The following is a 16977-nucleotide window of genomic DNA, read 5'->3' on the forward strand; positions in this document are numbered from 1 at the left end:
GACCGGCCACGTCAGTTGAGGCTGGTCGCCTGCCGGGTCAGGTCGCCGGCCGGCAAGGACGGCAGATTACGGATGATCGCCGTCTCGGCGCGAAGGAGTTTCAGCTCGTCGCGCAGGCGCGACGCCGTGTCCGGGGCCTGGAGGAGGCGCTGCTTCGTGGGCACGTCGAGGACGGCCGCCGCGGCCACCAGGTACGACACGACGGACGGGTCGTCCGGCAGGTCGGCGCCCGTGGCCAGGGAGCGCTCACGGGCGCCCGCGAGCCGCTTCTGATACGAGCGGAAGGCGCGCAGCACGCCCTCGGCGAGGGCGCCCGCCTCGTCACCCGGCTCCTCGGGCAGCTCCTCGACCTCGGCGGTCAGATAGGCGCCCGACGCGTCGACCGAGTGCACCTTCACGCGGGTCGTGCCGGTGGCGAGCACCTCGAAGCTGCCGTCGGCGCGCTCGCGGATCGTCGCGGCGTCCGCGATGCAGCCCACGCCGTGCAGGGCCTTGATCGGGTCGTCGCCGAAGCCCGCGGCCGGGCCCGCCTCGGCGGCGGTCTTCGCCGCCTTGTCCGGCATGCCGGGGGCGCTGGGCGCGACCTCGTGGCCGTCGCGGATCGCCACGACGGCGAACCGCCGCGGCTCGTCGGAGTCGGCGGGGTCGCCGGAAGCCTCGGAACCCCCGGAGGAGGTCTTCAGCAGGTCGCGCATCATGGCGCGATAGCGCTCCTCGAACACGTTCAGCGGAAGCACGAGTCCCGGGAACAGCACCGAGTTGAGCGGAAAGAGCGGAAGCCGGACGGTGGTCACGACGGTCAAGCCTAATGGGAGCCGGAGGTGAGAGGTCCGCGACCGGTGTCGCGACCCCCGAGCGTACGGGCCGCGGCGACCTCGATCCGTACCCCGTCGCGCAGTTCCAGGAACTGTCCGAGCGGGTCGTCCGAGATCCGGTCCCAGGGGAACGACGTCGCGTACGGGCCGGTCAGGCGCAGCTGTTCCAGGGCGTCGGACCAGCGCTCCAGACGGACCAGGACGTAGATCAGGAGGTTGCGGACCTCGGCCGGCCAGGGGTCGTCGGCGGTGTACTCGCGGGACAGGGCGATCGCCAGGTCGGCGGCCTCGTCCAGGCGCTCGCGGGGCACCTTCGCGGCCGGTCCCGGGCCCTCCTGGCTCGTCAGGTACGCGAACGCGGCCCGCACCGGGAGCGCCTGCACCAGGGAACCGGGCAGGGCGTCCTGCGCCGCGCGCTCGGCGAAGTCGAAGCACTCGCGGTGCGAGCCGTACCAGGCGGCCGACAGGTACTGGAGCGCCGACACATGGCAGCCGTAGTGGTGCGGGGAGCGGCGCACGGCCTCGGCCCAGAGCTTCTCGAAGACGGTGTGCGAGGCGTTCGTGCCGCGCGCGTGGTCGAGGGCGACCCGCCATGGCACCGGGTCGCCGGGGTCGCCCTCGGCGGCGGCGGTGATCAGCGGCGTCACCTCGCGCAGCAGCTCGGCGCGGGCGGGCGACTCCCAGCCGCGCGCGACTTCCAGCTCGGCCTTGACGAGGAGGGCGTCCGGGTCGTGGGGCGCCGCGAACCGCCAGTCGTCGAACCATTCGCCGCGCGATCTGGCGAAGGCGGCGAGCCGGGTGACGTAGCGGTCCCTGTTCTCCCACTCGCCGGCCTCGCGGGTGGCGGCGAGCAGCTTGGCGGCCGCCTCGTACTCGCCCCGGCCCGCGGCGACGAGCGCGGGCGCGAGGCGTTCGTCGGGGACGTCCAGGAGGACGTCGTCGTCGGCGGGCAGGCCGGCCGCGAGACCCGAGGTGTGGCGGACCATCCGCGCGGTGCGGATGAGGGCGCGCAGCAGTGCCAAGGTGTGGACCCCGCTCCCCGTCGCTCGGTTGATGGTTGCGCTGGGATGACGGCTGAAATACGCCCATGGTTGCCCGCGTTCCGGCAAAAAATGGGAGGGTGCCCGGTCAGTTTCTGCGGAGCAGCCGGGTGGCCCCCGCGGCGACCGTCGTGGCGAGGATCCAGCCGAGCAGGATCAACGCGGTCGCGGCCCACTGCCAGCCGCCCCGCAGCTGCCAGTAGCCGTCCTGGCCCAGGTCGATGACGGGCAGGATGAGATCGAGCGAGAAGAGTGCCGGACTCCAGTTCGGCGACTCACCCGGTTTGATGGCCGGGGGCGACGAGTGGGAGAAGGCCAGCGTGCTCGCCGCCCAGAGCACGGCCATCCACACCGCGGCCCGCCCCGGGCGGTACCCGTAGGCGACCGTCCAGTCCTGGATGTATCCCCAGATCTTCGCGGCGGGCGGCAGTGTCTCGCGGCGGCGGCGCTGCTTGGCGAGCAGCACCTCGCGCGCGTCGGCGTCCTCGCCGCTGTTGCGCAGCACGGCCGCGAGCTTCTCGTACGGCTCCGGGCTGTACTCCGGAGTCGCGGCCGACAGCCACTCCAGGCGCCGCGACAGCGGGAACGGGCCGGAGGGGATCAGGTTCTCGTACGTGAAGCCGCCGACGCGCAGACCGCCGGCGCCCGGCCAGCTCGCCGCCCTGTCGATGAGGTTGACGACCTTCGCGCCGGACAGGACGATCCGCCCGCGCTGTGGCCGCTCGCACAGGAAGCGCAGCTCGGGCGTCTGGATGCGGCGCAGCGACACCTCCTGGTCGTTCTCCAGATGGAAGCGTGCCTGGTCGAGGTCGACGGCGTCGCCGAACCGGCCGTCGTCGAGCCGGACCCCGCCCTGGCACTCGAAGCGCTGCACGCGGGTGCCCTGGGCCGGTGTCGTGCCGCTGGTCTGGAGCGGATTGCCGACACCGGCGGGGGTCAGATACAGGGACCGCTCGACCGTCAGCTGCGGAGCGTTGAGCGCGCGGCGCCCGTACGCGTTGGAGAGCCGGCTGCCGCGCAGGCTGAGCGACACGCCGATCTGCGCGCCGCGCAGGCTCACCTCGCCGTGTGTCTCCAGCATCTCGGCCTGGAGGTCCTGGCCGACGGACATGCCGTCCGCCATGATCGACTTGCCGCGCCGGTCGCGGTACACGACGGCCTGGTTGAGCAGCAGGTCCGTGCCGATGTGCGCGTCGGTGAGGCGTACACCGCTGTGGAAGCGGCAGCGCGGCAGATGCAGATCGCCCTCCGTGTGGACGCGGGCGCCCTCCAGGCGGGGGATCGAGCAGTCGACCAGGCGCAGGGTGGTGAACCGCGCCTCGGGAAGCAGGATCTCCTTCTCGAAGCGGCACTGCTTCATCTCGACGTACGGCACGACCCCGCCGCCCGCGACGTCGAGCACGTCGGTGATCTGTACGCCCTTGAGCTTGAGTGACGCGACACGCCCCGACAGCGCGGGCGGCCCGTCGAGCAGCAGCCAGGCCACGATCCGCGCCCGCACGCTGCGGCCGGGCCCCCAGGCATGCCCGCCGTGCGGGTCGTCCACGTCCGGGTCGCCCGAGCTCAGGTCGTAGACACTGCCGTTGCGGAAGGCCTGCCACATGCCGATCTCGGCGCCCGTGAGACCGTCCGGCGGATCACCGATGCCGGTACCGTCGACCACGACTCGTCTTCCTCCCCGTAGACCCCATAGACCCCCGGATCCTCACGGAGCCCCGCACGTCCCGGTACGGCTCCGCTACTCGCGGGTTTAGTACAACTGTTCATGCCCGCTGAGTGACGGCCTGAACGCTACTGGTGAAGGTCATCCTCCGTTCTCACGCGGTGGTCCGTATCAGCCATTGATACGGACGTCGGGCGCTGATGTGACGTCTGCGAGAATTGAGCACGTGATCTCCCGAATCGATCTGCGCGGCGACGCCCTCCCCGAGGGCCCCGCACTGCGCGACCTGCTGCCCCGAGCCGACTTCGACGTTCAGGCCGCCCTCGAGAAGGTGCGTCCGATCTGCGAGGCCGTGCATCATCGTGGCGACGCGGCGCTGATCGACTACGCGGAGCAGTTCGACGGCGTGAAGCTGGAGTCCGTACGGGTTCCCGCCAAGGCCCTCCAGGACGCCCTGGAGCAGCTCGACCCCGCCGTGCGCGCCGCCCTGGAGGAGTCGATCCGCCGGGCCCGCATCGTCCACCGCGAGCAGCGCCGCACCACCCACACCACGCAGGTCGTCCCCGGCGGCTCGGTCACCGAGAAGTGGGTGCCCGTCGAGCGCGTCGGCCTGTACGCGCCGGGCGGCCGCTCCGTCTACCCGTCCTCCGTGATCATGAATGTGGTGCCCGCGCAGGAGGCCGGGGTCGAGTCGATCGCCCTCGCGTCCCCCGCCCAGGCAGAGTTCGGCGGACTGCCGCACCCGACGATCCTGGCCGCGTGTGCGCTGCTCGGCGTCGACGAGGTCTACGCCGCGGGCGGCGCCACGGCCGTCGCGATGTTCGCGCACGGCACCGAGTCCTGCCCCCCGGCGAACATGGTCACCGGCCCCGGCAACATCTGGGTCGCCGCGGCCAAGCGCTACTTCACCGGTCTCATCGGCATCGACGCCGAGGCGGGCCCGACCGAGATCGCGGTCCTCGCGGACTCCACCGCCGACCCGGCGCACGTCGCGTCCGACCTGATCAGCCAGGCCGAGCACGACCCGCTCGCCGCCGCCGTCCTCGTCACCGACTCGGTCGAGCTCGCGGACGCCGTCGAGAAGGAACTGGAGCCGCAGGTCGCGGCCACCAAGCACATCGACGACCGGATCCTCCCGGCCCTGCGCGGCAGGCAGTCCGCGATCGTCCTGGTCGACGGGGTCGACGAGGGCCTGCGCGTCGTCGACGCATACGGCGCCGAGCACCTGGAGATCCAGACCGCCGACGCCGCCGCGGTCGCCCAGCGCGTGAAGAACGCCGGCGCGATCTTCGTCGGCCCCTGGGCGCCGGTGTCCCTCGGCGACTACGCCGCGGGCTCCAACCACGTGCTGCCCACCGGCGGCTGCGCCTGCCACTCGTCCGGTCTGTCCGTCCAGTCCTTCCTGCGCGGCATCCACATCGTGGACTACACGCGCGACGCACTCGCCGACGTCGCCCACCACGTGGTCACGCTCGCCGAGGCGGAGGATCTGCCCGCGCACGGCGCGGCGATCAAGGCAAGGTTCGAATGGAAGGTTCCCGGCCAGTGACCGGCATCGACGATCTGCCCGTACGGGACGAGCTGCGCGGCAAGTCCCCGTACGGCGCCCCCCAGCTCGACGTACCCGTACGCCTGAACACGAACGAGAACCCCTACCCGCTGCCCGAGGCGCTCGTCGAGCGGATCACGGAGCGGGTCCGCGAGAGCGCCCGCGACCTCAACCGCTACCCCGACCGGGACGCGGTCGAGCTGCGCACCGAGCTCGCCGGCTATCTCACGCGCACCGGCGGCCACCACGTCGGCATCGAGAACGTCTGGGCCGCCAACGGCTCGAACGAGGTCATCCAGCAGCTTCTGCAGACCTTCGGCGGCCCCGGCCGCAGCGCCATCGGCTTCGAGCCCTCGTACTCGATGCACGGCCTCATCGCGCGCGGCACCGGCACCGGCTGGATCTCCGGACCGCGCAGCGCGGACTTCACCATCGACGTGGCAGCGTCCGTGCAGGCCATCGCGGAGAACCGCCCGGACGTCGTCTTCATCACGACACCCAACAACCCCACCGGCAGCGCGGTCCCGCCCGAGACGGTCCTCGCCCTGTACGAGGCCGCGCAGGCGGCCAAGCCGTCCATGGTCGTCGTCGACGAGGCCTACATCGAGTTCAGCCACGGGAAGTCGCTTCTCCCGCTGCTCGAAGGCCGGCCGAACCTCGTCATCTCGCGCACCATGTCGAAGGCGTTCGGCGCCGCGGGCCTGCGCCTCGGCTACATGGCCGCCGCCCCCGCCGTGGTCGACGCCGTCCAGCTGGTGCGCCTGCCGTACCACCTGTCGGCCGTCACCCAGGCCACGGCGCTGGCCGCCCTCGAGCACACCGACACGCTCCTCAAGTACGTCGAGCAGCTCAAGGACGAGCGCGACCGCCTGGTGACCGAGCTGCGGGCGACGGGCTACGAAGTGACCGACTCGGACGCCAACTTCGTGCAGTTCGGCCGATTCGAAGGCGAAGGTGCCGCGCACGCGGTGTGGCAGCAGATCCTCGACCGGGGCGTCCTGGTCCGGGACAACGGCGTACCCGGGTGGCTGCGTGTCTCCACGGGCACCCCGGACGAGAACGACGCGTTCCTCGATGCGGTACGCGCAATCAAGAAGGAGCGGAACGCATGAGTCGCGTAGGCAGGGTGGAGCGGACCACCAAGGAGACGTCGGTCCTCGTCGAGATCGACCTCGACGGCACCGGCAAGGTCGAAGTCTCCACGGGCGTGGGCTTCTACGACCACATGCTCGACCAGCTCGGCCGCCACGGCCTCTTCGACCTCACGGTCAAGACCGAGGGCGACCTGCACATCGACACGCACCACACCATCGAGGACACCGCCCTCGCGCTCGGCGCCGCCTTCAAGCAGGCGCTCGGCGACAAGGTCGGCATCTACCGCTTCGGCAACTGCACCGTCCCGCTGGACGAGTCGCTCGCCCAGGTCACGGTCGACCTCTCCGGCCGCCCCTACCTGGTGCACACCGAGCCCGAGAACATGGCGCCCATGATCGGCTCGTACGACACGACGATGACCCGGCACATCCTGGAGTCGTTCGTCGCGCAGGCCCAGATCGCGCTGCACGTCCACGTCCCGTACGGGCGCAACGCGCACCACATCGTGGAGTGCCAGTTCAAGGCGCTGGCCCGCGCGCTGCGTTACGCGTCCGAGCACGACCCGCGCGCCGCGGGCATCCTTCCGTCCACGAAGGGCGCCCTCTAAGCCATGAACGGCCTCAACACCGTCCTCATCGTCGTCGGTCTCTTCCTGATCGGCGGCGTCATCTCCTTCGTCAAGCAGGGCTTGCCCAAGGGCCTGATCGCGCTGCTCTCCATCGCCGCGGCCATGTGCCTGGTCTCCGGCGTCCTGCGGCTCGACTACTGGAACTGAGGGGCAGGGAGCAGCCAGCCATGACTTCAGCCAAGCCCGCCGGCACGGCCGGCAAGAAGGTCGTCGTCTTCGACTACGGGTTCGGCAACGTCCGCTCCGCCGAGCGGGCCCTGGCCCGCGCGGGCGCGGACGTCGAGATCACCCGCGACTTCGACACCGCACTCAACGCCGACGGCCTCCTCGTCCCCGGCGTCGGCGCCTTCGCCGCCTGCATGAAGGGCCTCAAGGAGGCGCGCGGCGACTGGATCATCGACCGCCGCCTCGCCGGCGGCCGCCCCGTGATGGGCATCTGCGTCGGCATGCAGATCCTCTTCGCGCGCGGCATCGAGCACGGCGTCGAGGCCGAGGGTCTCGACGAGTGGCCCGGCACGGTCGAGCCCCTCAAGGCCGAGATCGTCCCGCACATGGGCTGGAACACGGTCCGCCCGCCGCAGGACACCGAGCTCTTCGCCGGTCTCGACAGCGACGCCCGCTTCTACTTCGTGCACTCCTACGCCGTGCAGCAGTGGGACTTCGAGGTCGGCAACGTCCACATGCGCCCGCCCAAGGTCACCTGGGCCACGCACGGCGAGCCGTTCATCGCCGCCGTCGAGAACGGCGCACTGTGGGCGACACAGTTCCACCCCGAGAAGTCCGGCGACGCCGGCGCCCAGCTCCTCACGAATTGGATCGGAACCCTCTGATGTCCCGCACGCTCGAACTCCTCCCCGCCGTCGACGTCCGCGACGGCCAGGCCGTACGTCTCGTGCACGGCGAGTCCGGCTCGGAGACCTCCTACGGTTCCCCGCTCGAGGCCGCCCTCGCGTGGCAGCGCTCCGGCGCCGAGTGGCTGCACCTCGTGGATCTGGACGCCGCGTTCGGCACCGGCGACAACCGCGCGCTGGTCGGCGAGGTCACCGGCGCCATGGACATCAAGGTCGAGCTGTCCGGCGGCATCCGCGACGACGCCACGCTCGCCGCCGCGCTCGCCACCGGCTGCACCCGCGTCAACCTCGGCACCGCCGCCCTGGAGACCCCCGAGTGGGTCGCCAAGGTCATCGCCGAGCACGGCGACAAGATCGCGGTGGGCCTGGACGTGCGCGGCACCACGCTGCGCGGCCGCGGCTGGACCCGCGACGGCGGCGACCTCTACGAGACGCTCACGCGCCTCGACTCCGAGGGCTGCGCCCGCTACGTCGTCACCGACATCGCCAAGGACGGCACGCTGCAGGGCCCGAACCTGGAGCTCCTGAAGAACGTCTGCGCGGCCACCGACCGCCCGGTCGTCGCCTCCGGCGGCGTCTCGTCGCTCGACGACCTGCGCGCCATCTCCGAGCTCGTCCCGCTCGGCGTCGAGGGCTCGATCGTCGGCAAGGCCCTGTACGCGAAGGCCTTCACGCTGGAAGAGGCGCTCGCCGCGGTGGCGTCATGAGCGACGGCGTACGCAGGGTCGGCTCGGACGGGCCGTGGGAGGAGGCCGTGGGCTACTCGCGCGCGGTCGAACTGCCCAACGGCCTTGTCCTGGTGTCCGGTTGTACGTCCGTGGTCAACGGCGTCATCGACGCGGGAACGCCGTACGAGCAGACGCTCAACGCGTTCCAGGCAGCGTTCGACGCCCTCAAGACCCTGGGACTCGGGAGCGAGCATGTGGTGCGCACCCGTATGTACATCACCCATGCGCGCGATGTGGACGACGTGGGCCGGGCCCACAAGGAGCTGTTCGACACCGTCCGCCCCGCCGCATCCATGATCATCGTCTCCGGCTTCATCGACCCGAGCCTGGTCGTCGAGGTCGAGGTGGAGGCGTACCGAGGAGACACACCGTCATGACGCTGGCCGTACGGGTCATCCCCTGCCTGGACGTGGACAACGGCCGGGTCGTCAAGGGCGTCAACTTCCAGAACCTGCGCGACGCGGGCGACCCCGTCGAGATGGCGAAGGTGTACGACGCCGAGGGCGCCGATGAGCTGACGTTCCTCGACATCACCGCGTCCTCCGGCAACCGCGAGACGACCTACGACGTGGTGCGCCGCACCGCCGAGCAGGTCTTCATCCCGCTCACCGTCGGCGGCGGCGTCCGCACGGCGGACGACGTGGACAAGCTGCTGCGGGCCGGCGCGGACAAGGTGGGCGTGAACACGGCCGCCATCGCCCGCCCCGAGCTGATCCGCGAGATCGCCGAGCGGTTCGGCCGCCAGGTCCTCGTCCTGTCCGTCGACGCGCGCCGCACGCAGTCCGGCACGTTCGAGGTGACGACGCACGGTGGCCGCAAGTCCGCCGGGATCGACGCCGTCGAGTGGGCGCACGAGGCCGCCGAGTTGGGCGCGGGCGAGATCCTGCTCAACTCGATGGACGCCGACGGCACGAAGGACGGCTACGACATCGAGATGATCGCGGCCGTCCGCAAGCACGTCACGGTGCCCGTGATCGCGTCCGGCGGCGCGGGACGCCTGGAGCACTTCCCGCCCGCGATCGCCGCGGGCGCCGACGCGGTGCTCGCCGCGTCCGTCTTCCACTTCGGCGATCTGCGGATCGGCGAGGTCAAGGAGACACTGCGCGAGGCGGGGCACCCCGTCCGCTGACGCCGGGAGCGCACACTCTCAGGCCCCGGCCGCCCACAAGGGCGGCCGGGGCCTTTCGTCTGGTCTGATGCGCAGGATTTGTCCGGCCCGATGCGCGGGATTCGCCCGGCCCCGATGCGCAGGATCAGTTGCGCAATTTATATTGCGCAATATTTCTTGTGTATCTAGGCTCATGCCATGACCGACAAGCAGACCCGCCGCATCACCGACCTCGGCACCCTCAAGGCGCTCGCACACCCGCTGCGCTCGCAGCTGTACCGCGCCCTGGTCGTCGCCCGCACGGCGACCGCGTCACAGCTCGCCGAGCAGGTCGACGGGGCTGTCTCCCTGGTCAGCTACCACCTGCGCAAGCTCGCGGACGCCGGGCTCATCGAGGAGGCGCCCGGGACGCAGCGCGACGGCCGCGAGCGCTGGTGGCGGCCCGCGTCCGAAGGCGTCAGCATCCACGAGGCGGACTTCGGTGACGCCCCCGAGAAGGCCGCGGCACACAAGGCGGCCACCCGGCTCTTCTACGAACAGCGCAGCGAGCTCTACCGCCACTACCTCGACGAGCGCACCACCTGGGCCCCCGAGTGGCGCGCAGCGTCCTCGGACTCAGAAGCCCTGATGACCCTCACGGCGGCCGAACTGGCCGAGCTGACAAGCGAGTTGCTCACCGTCATCAGGAAGTACGACGAGCAGGGCCGCGCCGCACAGGCCGCGGGCGACACCGAAGGGCGCGAGAACGTCGCGCTGCACGTGTACGGCTTCCCGTTCCGCGCCTGAGAGGACCACCTCCCGTGACCGTGACCGCGCCCCTCACCCGTACCTCCGCCCCCGACAAGCCCGCCCACCGCGACGGCAACGTGCTGCGCTGGCTCGGTGCCTACGGCGCGTCGATGATCGGCGACAACATCTACTACGTCGCCCTGTCCTGGGCGGCCGTCCGGTCGGGCAGTCCCTCGCAGGCCGGGCTCGTCATGGCGGTGAGCGCGGCACCCCGGGCCCTGCTGATGCTCGGCGGGGGAGTGATCGCCGACCGGCTCGGGCCTCGCCGCATCGTCATAGCCAGCGACGCCGTGCGCAGCGCCGCGGTCCTCGGCGTCGCCGGGCTCTTCCTCGCGACCCGACCGGGCCTGTGGCCGCTCACCTTCCTCGGCCTGGTCTTCGGCATCGTCGACGCCCTCTTCCTGCCGGCCGTCGGCGCACTGCCCGCCCGCGTCACAGGACGTGACCAGCTCGCCCGGGTCCAGGGCATGCGCGGACTCGCGGTCCGCCTCGCCAACGTCGTGGGCGCGCCCCTGGGCGGTCTCGGCGTCGCACTCGGCGGCCCCGCGGCGGCGTTCGGTGCGGCCGGACTGCTGTTCGCGATCTCGCTGCCGCTCCTGATGTCCCTGCGCATCCGGGACCTGCCCGACGCGGGCGGCAAGAGCGGTGCCCCGGCGAGGAACGGCCTCGCGGACGGCCTGCGCTACATCCGCCGCCACAGCGTCCTCGCCCCGCTGGTCGTCGTCATCGCCCTCAGCGACCTCGGCTTCGTCGGCCCCCTGAACATCGGCCTGACCCTCCTCGCCGACCAGCGCGGCTGGGGCGCCTCAGGGATGGGCTCGGTGCTCGCCGGGTTCGGTGTCGGCGCGGGCGCGGCCTCGCTGCTCCTCGCCGTCCGCGGCCGGGTGCCGCGCGCGGGACTCGTCCTCGCCGCGACCATGGGAGGCGGCGCCTTCGCCATCGGCGCGCTCGCCTTCGTACCGCACCTCGCCGCCGCGGTCGGCGTCGCGCTGGCCATCGGGCTGCTCGCCGGTCTCAGCGGAACCCTGTGCGGAGCGCTCACACAGACCCACGCGGACCCCGCCTGCATCGGCCGGGTCACCGCCGTCACGAGCCTGTCCAGCCTCGGCCTCGTCCCGCTCACCATGCCGCTGACCGGCGCCGCCGTCGGCCTGTGGGGCACCGGACCCGTCTTCGTGGCCAGCGCCGCGATCTGCGCCCTCGCCGGCGTCTACGGCCTGTGCCGCGCGCCCCTGCGCCGCGCCGAACTCCCGGCCTGAACGCGCGTCAGATGCCCAGCTGCTTCGCCTCGTGCAGCTTCCCGATCGCGTCCTTCTCGCCCTCCGTCTCCACCCGCGCCGCGTCCTGCCGGCCGAACGCGAACATCAGCAGCTCGGCGGGCTCACCGGTCACCGTCACCACGGGCGCGCCCTTGTGCGCCACCACCGTCCGGCCGTCCGGGCGGCGCAGGACCAGGCCGACCGGCGACTTGCGGCCGATCACACGGGCCATCCGCTCGAGGCGCGACCACAGCACGTCCGCGAAGACCGGGTCGAGCTCGCGCGGCGTCCAGTCCGGCTGCGCGCGGCGCACGTCCTCCGTGTGGACGAAGAACTCGACCGCGTTCGACGCCTCGTCGATCTGCTTGAGGGAGAACGGCGAGAAGCGCGGCGGGCCCGTCCTGATCAGCTGGATCAGCTCGTCGTAGGGCTTCTCGGCGAACTCGGCCTGCACCCGCTCCAGACGCTGCGCCAGCTGCTTGATCACGATCCCGCCCGCGGCGTCCGCGCGGCGCTCGCGCACCACGACATGGGCCGCGAGATCACGGGCGTTCCAGCCTTCGCACAGGGTCGGGGCGTCGGGGCCCGACGCCTCCAACAGGTCGGCGAGAAGAAGTCGTTCACGCTTTGCATGGGTCGACATACGGTCAGCGTACGACCGCCCGACCGGTCCGCCCACCCGTGACCCGACCGCCACCCCTCAGCGTGGCGCTCCGCGCCGCCGCTCTCAACCAGTGGACGCCCGCCCGAAGAGGCACGCGCGGCGCGGCACAATGGTCCGTATGACCAGCACGCCCCCGCCCAGCAGCCTCGACCCCGCCGTCGCCGCCCGCCTCAAGCGCAGCGCCGACGGCCTGGTCCCCGCGATCGCCCAGCAGTACGACACCGGCGAGGTGCTCATGCTCGGCTGGATGGACGACGAGGCGCTGCACCGCACGCTGACGACCGGCCGTTGCACGTACTGGTCCCGCAGCCGCCAGGAGTACTGGGTCAAGGGCGACACCTCCGGTCACTTCCAGCACGTGAAGTCGGTCGCCCTCGACTGCGACGCGGACACCCTCCTGGTGAAGGTCGACCAGGTCGGCGCGGCCTGCCACACCGGCGACCGCACCTGCTTCGACGCGGGCGAGCTGACGGTGACCGGCACGGGCGCCTGAGACCACTGCCGCGCCGCCCGTTCCACGGACCGGGCGGCGCGCCGGACCCGCCCGGACACGGCCTAAGCTCTTCCTATGGATCTCGAGACCTTCCGCAAGCTCGCGACCGACCGCCGCGTGATCCCCGTCAGCCGCAAGCTCCTCGCGGACGGCGACACCCCCGTCGGTCTGTACCGCAAGCTGGCCGGTGAACGCACCGGCACGTTCCTCCTGGAATCCGCGGAGAACGGCCGCTCGTGGTCCCGCTACTCCTTCGTCGGCGTCCGCTCCGCCGGCACCCTCACCACCCGCGACGGCCAGGCGCACTGGCTCGGCACCCCGCCCGTCGGAGTCCCCACCCACGGCGACCCGCTCGCCGCCCTGCGCGCCACCGTCGAGACCCTCCACACCCCCCGCTACGAGGGCCTGCCCCCGTTCACCGGCGGCATGGTCGGCTACCTCGGCTACGACATCGTGCGCCGCCTGGAGAAGATCGGCCCCGGCGAGCGCGACGACCTGAAGCTCCCCGAGCTGACGATGCTGCTCACCAGCGACCTCGCCGTGCTCGACCACTGGGACGGCTCGGTCCTGCTGATCGCCAACGCGATCAACCACAACGACCTCGACACCGGCGTCGACGAGGCGTACGCGGACGCAGTCGCCCGCCTCGACGCGATGGAGGCCGACCTCTCCCGGCCCGTCGTCCAGGCCCCCGCCTCGCTCCCGCCCTCCGAACTCCCTCAGTTCACCGCTCTGTGGGGCGGCACGGACTACCAGGAGGCCGTCGAGGACATCAAGGAGCGCATCAGGGCGGGCGAGGCCTTCCAGGTCGTGCCCTCGCAGCGCTTCGAGACGCCGTGCACGGCCAGCGCACTCGACGTGTACCGGGTCCTGCGCGCCACCAACCCGTCGCCGTACATGTACCTCTTCCGCTTCGACGGGTTCGACGTGGTCGGCTCGTCGCCGGAGGCCCTCGTCAAGGTCGAGGACGGGCGCGCCATGGTGCACCCCATCGCCGGGACCCGGCCGCGCGGCGCCACGCCCCAGGAGGACCAGGCGCTCGCCGACGAGCTCATGGCCGACCCCAAGGAGCGCGCCGAGCACCTGATGCTCGTCGACCTCGGCCGCAACGACCTCGGCCGCGTCTGCGAGCCGGGCTCCGTCGAGGTCGTCGACTTCATGTCCGTCGAGCGGTACTCGCACGTCATGCACATCGTGTCGACCGTCACCGGCCGGGTCGCCCCGGGCACCACCGCGTTCGACGTCCTCACCGCCTGCTTCCCCGCGGGCACCCTCTCGGGCGCGCCCAAGCCGCGCGCGATGCAGATCATCGACGAGCTCGAACCCTCCCGGCGCGGCCTGTACGGCGGATGTGTCGGATATCTCGACTTCGCCGGGGGCTCCGACACGGCCATCGCCATCCGCACCGCGCTCCTGCGTGACGGCACCGCATATGTGCAGGCCGGAGCGGGTGTCGTCGCCGACTCCGATCCCGTGGCCGAGGACACCGAGTGCCGCAACAAGGCGGCGGCGGTGCTGCGCGCCGTCCACACGGCCAACCGGATGCACGACGCCTGACGCCGTGGGGGATAGTGGGGAGGTGACTTCCGCAGTGCCATCCCCCCGAACCGAAGCCGGGACCGCCTCCCCGGAGACGGCCGCCGCGCGCAACGGCCGCCGCAGCCTCGCCGCAGCGCTCCTGTTCGGCGCCCTCGGCGCGGCGGTGGCCCTGCTCTCCTCGCGGCAGGAGTGGGCCTCCGGGTCCGCGACCGTGCCCGGCGGCAGCTTCCCGCTCGCCGCCAAGGGCAGCGACGTCACCGGAGTTCCCGCGGCCCTCGCCATAGTGGGGCTCGCGGCCCTCGTCGCCGTCTTCGCGGTCCGTCGCGCCGGGCGCATGCTCGTCGCCGGGCTCCTCGCGCTGAGCGGCGCGGGCGCCGTCGTCGCCGCCGTCCTCGGCGCGACCGACAGCGCGGCCCTCGACGAGAAGGCCGCAGAGGTCTCCGGCAACACCGCCGCCACGATCGGCTCCCTCGGTCACACCGTCTGGCCGTACGTCGGTGCCGCGGGCGGCGCGCTCATCCTCCTGGCCGGTCTGCTCGCCCTGCGCTACGGCCGCTCCTGGCCGTCGATGGGCGGACGCTACGAGCGAGACGGCACCCCGCGGCCCCGCAAGGCGGCCCGACCCGTCGATCCCGAGCGCCCCGAGGAGCTGTGGAAGGCCCTCGACCGGGGCGAGGACCCCACACACGAGGCATAGCGGGGCCCCGGACCCCGAGTGCCGCCCATGCCCGCGAGTGCGGGACAATGGGCAAGAGCGTCAGCCTCACCACCCAGCGCGGTGCCACGCGCGGGGTACGGGGCCGCGCATCAGCCACGCATTGAGCAACGAGGAGCAACCATGGCGGACAGCAGCCACGGACACACCCCGGCCGCCTGGACCGGTGTCATCATCGCCTTCATCGGTTTCTGCGTCGCGGGCGCCTTCATGGTGATGGGCGACCCCGTCGGCTTCTGGGCGGGCATGGCCCTGCTCGCCGTCGCCGCGGTCGTCGGCGGCGCCATGAGCGCCGCGGGTCTCGGCAAGCCGAAGCCGCAGTCGCTGCCGGCCGTCTCGCCCGAGGTCGTCGCCGCGGAGGCCTGAGCCTCGTCCACGTCGCGAGAGGCGGCCCGGCATCTGGTGCCGGGCCGCCTCTCGTGTGTTCTGCGCCGCCGACGGGCGGACCCGGCAGGCCCGTTGCACAATTCACGGGTGAACGCCGAAACGGACACCTCCGCGGCCACCCTGACCAGCGGCGCCGGCAGCGCCGGCGGTTCACTGCGGCGACTGGCCGTCCCTCTCGGCGTCCTCGCCGCGGTCGGCGCGGGCTTCGCGTATGTCGGGTCCGTCGACCCGAACGAGCCGGGCCACTACCCCGCCTGCCCGCTGCTCCACTACACGGGGATCTACTGCCCCGGGTGCGGCGGCCTGCGCAGCGCCCACGCGCTCGTGCACGGCGATCTCACGGCCGCTCTCGGGGACAACGCGCTCGCCGTCGCGGGCTACGCCGTCTTCGCCGTCCTGTGGGTCGTATGGGCCGTACGGGTGGTACGGGGACGGCCGGTACGGATCGATCTCGGACGCCCCCAGCTGTGGGCCGTGGGCGCCCTGGTCCTTGTCTTCACGGTTGTCCGGAACCTGCCCCTGGGTGGCTGGCTCCATCCTTGATCAACAGTATTTGTCCAGGTAGTGGGACCGGCGTCAACCGGATGCGGAGCCTTCGCCCTCCTCCGGATATCATCGCTGTGACCAGTGGATTGCTCTTCGGGGCAATCAGCTTCCACCGCTCCACCGTCAGGAAGGGGGCCGCTCGCGTGAGTGTGCTCGACGAGATCATCGACGGAGTCCGTGCCGACCTCGCGGAGCGGCAGGCGCACGTCAGCCTCGACGAGCTCAAGGAGCGCGCGGCCAAGGCACCCGCCGCCAAGGACGGAGTGGCCGCCCTGCGCGGCGACGGCGTCAAGGTGATCTGCGAGGTCAAGCGTTCCAGCCCGTCCAAGGGCGCGCTCGCCGCGATCGCCGACCCGGCCGGCCTCGCCGCCGACTACGAGGCGGGCGGCGCCGCCGTCATCTCCGTACTGACCGAGCAGCGCCGCTTCGGCGGTTCGCTCGCCGACCTGGAGGCCGTGCGCGCCAAGGTCGACATCCCGATCCTGCGCAAGGACTTCATCGTCACCTCGTACCAGCTGTGGGAGGCCAGGGCGTACGGCGCCGACCTCGCGCTGCTGATCGTGGCCGCCCTGGAGCAGCCCGCCCTCGAGTCGCTCATCGAGCGCGCGGAGTCCATCGGGCTCACGCCGATCGTCGAGGTGCACGACGAGGACGAGGTCGAGCGCGCCGTGGACGCGGGCGCCCGCATCATCGGCGTGAACGCGCGCAACCTCAAGACGCTCAAGGTCGACCGCGACACGTTCCAGCAGGTCGCCCCGGAGATCCCCGACCACATCGTCAAGATCGCCGAGTCGGGCGTGCGCGGCCCGCACGACCTGATCGCGTACGCCAACGCGGGCGCGGACGCCGTCCTCGTGGGCGAGTCCCTCGTGACCGGCCGCGACCCGCGCACCGCGGTCTCCGACCTCGTTGCCGCAGGCGCCCACCCGGCGCTGCGCCACGGCAGGAGCTGACCTCCCCGATGCCTATCGCCGCCCGCCTCGCACCCGGCTGCCGCCCCCGCGGCTGCCGGGCGCCGGCGCGGCGTGTGCACGGGCGCCGGGTGCGCTATGTCATCGGCGACGAGCCGGGTCAGGTCAACGGGATGCGATGGTGCGGGCGCGGCTAG

The 16977-nt window shown here is 72.1% G+C and carries 21 protein-coding genes; 17 read left to right on the top strand and 4 right to left on the bottom strand.

The annotated features are described in order from the left end of the window. Positions 1–11: 11 nt before the first annotated feature. The 3 genes from OG698_RS33020 to OG698_RS33030 all read right to left on the bottom strand — a co-directional run bounded on the left by OG698_RS33020 (position 12) and on the right by OG698_RS33030 (position 3518). Positions 12–794, bottom strand: a complete 783-nt coding sequence (locus tag OG698_RS33020) for an LON peptidase substrate-binding domain-containing protein (protein WP_399970054.1) — start codon at positions 792–794, stop codon at positions 12–14. 11 nt (positions 795–805) lie between these two features. Further along, complete coding sequence (locus OG698_RS33025; protein WP_406111434.1) at positions 806–1801, bottom strand: hypothetical protein; 996 nt, start codon at positions 1799–1801, stop codon at positions 806–808. A gap of 142 nt (positions 1802–1943) precedes the next feature. Next, positions 1944–3518, bottom strand: coding sequence for an oxidoreductase (locus OG698_RS33030; RefSeq protein ID WP_406107346.1), 1575 nt, complete (start codon positions 3516–3518; stop codon positions 1944–1946). Between the two features lie 226 nt (positions 3519–3744). Here OG698_RS33030 and hisD point away from each other — a divergent pair, with 226 nt between their 5' ends. The 10 genes from hisD (at position 3745) to OG698_RS33080 (ending at position 11525) form a co-directional block, all read left to right on the top strand. Continuing rightward, the gene (gene hisD / locus OG698_RS33035; protein ID WP_399970058.1) at positions 3745–5067 is read left to right on the top strand and encodes a histidinol dehydrogenase; all 1323 of its coding nucleotides are present in this window, start codon (positions 3745–3747) and stop codon (positions 5065–5067) included. Continuing rightward, positions 5046–6179, top strand: a complete 1134-nt coding sequence (locus OG698_RS33040; protein WP_406107348.1) for a histidinol-phosphate transaminase — start codon at positions 5046–5048, stop codon at positions 6177–6179. Before hisD ends, OG698_RS33040 begins: the two co-directional genes overlap by 22 nt. After that, entirely contained in the window at positions 6176–6769 is a 594-nt protein-coding gene (gene hisB / locus OG698_RS33045) for an imidazoleglycerol-phosphate dehydratase HisB (RefSeq protein WP_266565282.1), read from the top strand. Before OG698_RS33040 ends, hisB begins: the two co-directional genes overlap by 4 nt. A 3-nt stretch (positions 6770–6772) precedes the next feature. Beyond that, complete coding sequence (locus OG698_RS33050) at positions 6773–6937, top strand: hypothetical protein (protein WP_165914440.1); 165 nt, start codon at positions 6773–6775, stop codon at positions 6935–6937. A 20-nt stretch (positions 6938–6957) separates the two neighbouring features. Next, on the top strand, positions 6958–7620 hold the full coding sequence (gene hisH / locus OG698_RS33055; protein WP_100592250.1) for an imidazole glycerol phosphate synthase subunit HisH: 663 nt from the start codon (positions 6958–6960) through the stop codon (positions 7618–7620). Then, on the top strand, positions 7620–8348 hold the full coding sequence (priA, locus tag OG698_RS33060; protein WP_406107351.1) for a bifunctional 1-(5-phosphoribosyl)-5-((5-phosphoribosylamino)methylideneamino)imidazole-4-carboxamide isomerase/phosphoribosylanthranilate isomerase PriA: 729 nt from the start codon (positions 7620–7622) through the stop codon (positions 8346–8348). The genes hisH and priA overlap by 1 nt, the downstream gene beginning before the upstream one ends. Continuing rightward, on the top strand, positions 8345–8746 hold the full coding sequence (locus OG698_RS33065; protein WP_406107353.1) for a RidA family protein: 402 nt from the start codon (positions 8345–8347) through the stop codon (positions 8744–8746). Before priA ends, OG698_RS33065 begins: the two co-directional genes overlap by 4 nt. Continuing rightward, entirely contained in the window at positions 8743–9498 is a 756-nt protein-coding gene (gene hisF / locus OG698_RS33070) for an imidazole glycerol phosphate synthase subunit HisF (RefSeq protein WP_383096424.1), read from the top strand. The genes OG698_RS33065 and hisF overlap by 4 nt, the downstream gene beginning before the upstream one ends. A 177-nt stretch (positions 9499–9675) precedes the next feature. Beyond that, on the top strand, positions 9676–10263 hold the full coding sequence (locus tag OG698_RS33075) for an ArsR/SmtB family transcription factor (RefSeq protein ID WP_406107355.1): 588 nt from the start codon (positions 9676–9678) through the stop codon (positions 10261–10263). Between the two features lie 20 nt (positions 10264–10283). Further along, positions 10284–11525, top strand: a complete 1242-nt coding sequence (locus tag OG698_RS33080) for an MFS transporter (RefSeq protein ID WP_406111436.1) — start codon at positions 10284–10286, stop codon at positions 11523–11525. A gap of 7 nt (positions 11526–11532) precedes the next feature. On the opposite strand, the gene OG698_RS33085 is transcribed toward OG698_RS33080, so the two are convergent. After that, complete coding sequence (locus OG698_RS33085) at positions 11533–12168, bottom strand: TIGR03085 family metal-binding protein (protein ID WP_399970069.1); 636 nt, start codon at positions 12166–12168, stop codon at positions 11533–11535. Between the two features lie 139 nt (positions 12169–12307). Here OG698_RS33085 and hisI point away from each other — a divergent pair, with 139 nt between their 5' ends. The 7 genes from hisI to trpM all read left to right on the top strand — a co-directional run bounded on the left by hisI (position 12308) and on the right by trpM (position 16977). After that, on the top strand, positions 12308–12682 hold the full coding sequence (hisI, locus tag OG698_RS33090) for a phosphoribosyl-AMP cyclohydrolase (protein ID WP_100592257.1): 375 nt from the start codon (positions 12308–12310) through the stop codon (positions 12680–12682). Between the two features lie 75 nt (positions 12683–12757). Next, a complete protein-coding gene (locus tag OG698_RS33095) occupies positions 12758–14239 on the top strand; it encodes an anthranilate synthase component I (RefSeq protein ID WP_399970072.1) in 1482 nt (493 codons plus the stop codon). Between the two features lie 22 nt (positions 14240–14261). Beyond that, positions 14262–14918, top strand: a complete 657-nt coding sequence (locus tag OG698_RS33100) for a TIGR02234 family membrane protein (RefSeq protein ID WP_399970074.1) — start codon at positions 14262–14264, stop codon at positions 14916–14918. A gap of 141 nt (positions 14919–15059) precedes the next feature. Continuing rightward, positions 15060–15302: an HGxxPAAW family protein gene (locus OG698_RS33105; RefSeq protein ID WP_100592260.1), complete on the top strand. Its 243-nt coding sequence runs from the start codon at positions 15060–15062 to the stop codon at positions 15300–15302. Between the two features lie 141 nt (positions 15303–15443). Next, a complete protein-coding gene (locus OG698_RS33110) occupies positions 15444–15866 on the top strand; it encodes a DUF2752 domain-containing protein (protein WP_406111438.1) in 423 nt (140 codons plus the stop codon). A gap of 146 nt (positions 15867–16012) precedes the next feature. Continuing rightward, complete coding sequence (gene trpC / locus OG698_RS33115) at positions 16013–16822, top strand: indole-3-glycerol phosphate synthase TrpC (protein ID WP_266669554.1); 810 nt, start codon at positions 16013–16015, stop codon at positions 16820–16822. 8 nt (positions 16823–16830) lie between these two features. Continuing rightward, the gene (gene trpM / locus OG698_RS33120; protein WP_399970077.1) at positions 16831–16977 is read left to right on the top strand and encodes a tryptophan biosynthesis modulator TrpM; all 147 of its coding nucleotides are present in this window, start codon (positions 16831–16833) and stop codon (positions 16975–16977) included.

Source organism: Streptomyces sp. NBC_01003 (assembly GCF_045162695.1).
Classification (GTDB): Bacteria; Actinomycetota; Actinomycetes; order Streptomycetales; family Streptomycetaceae; genus Streptomyces.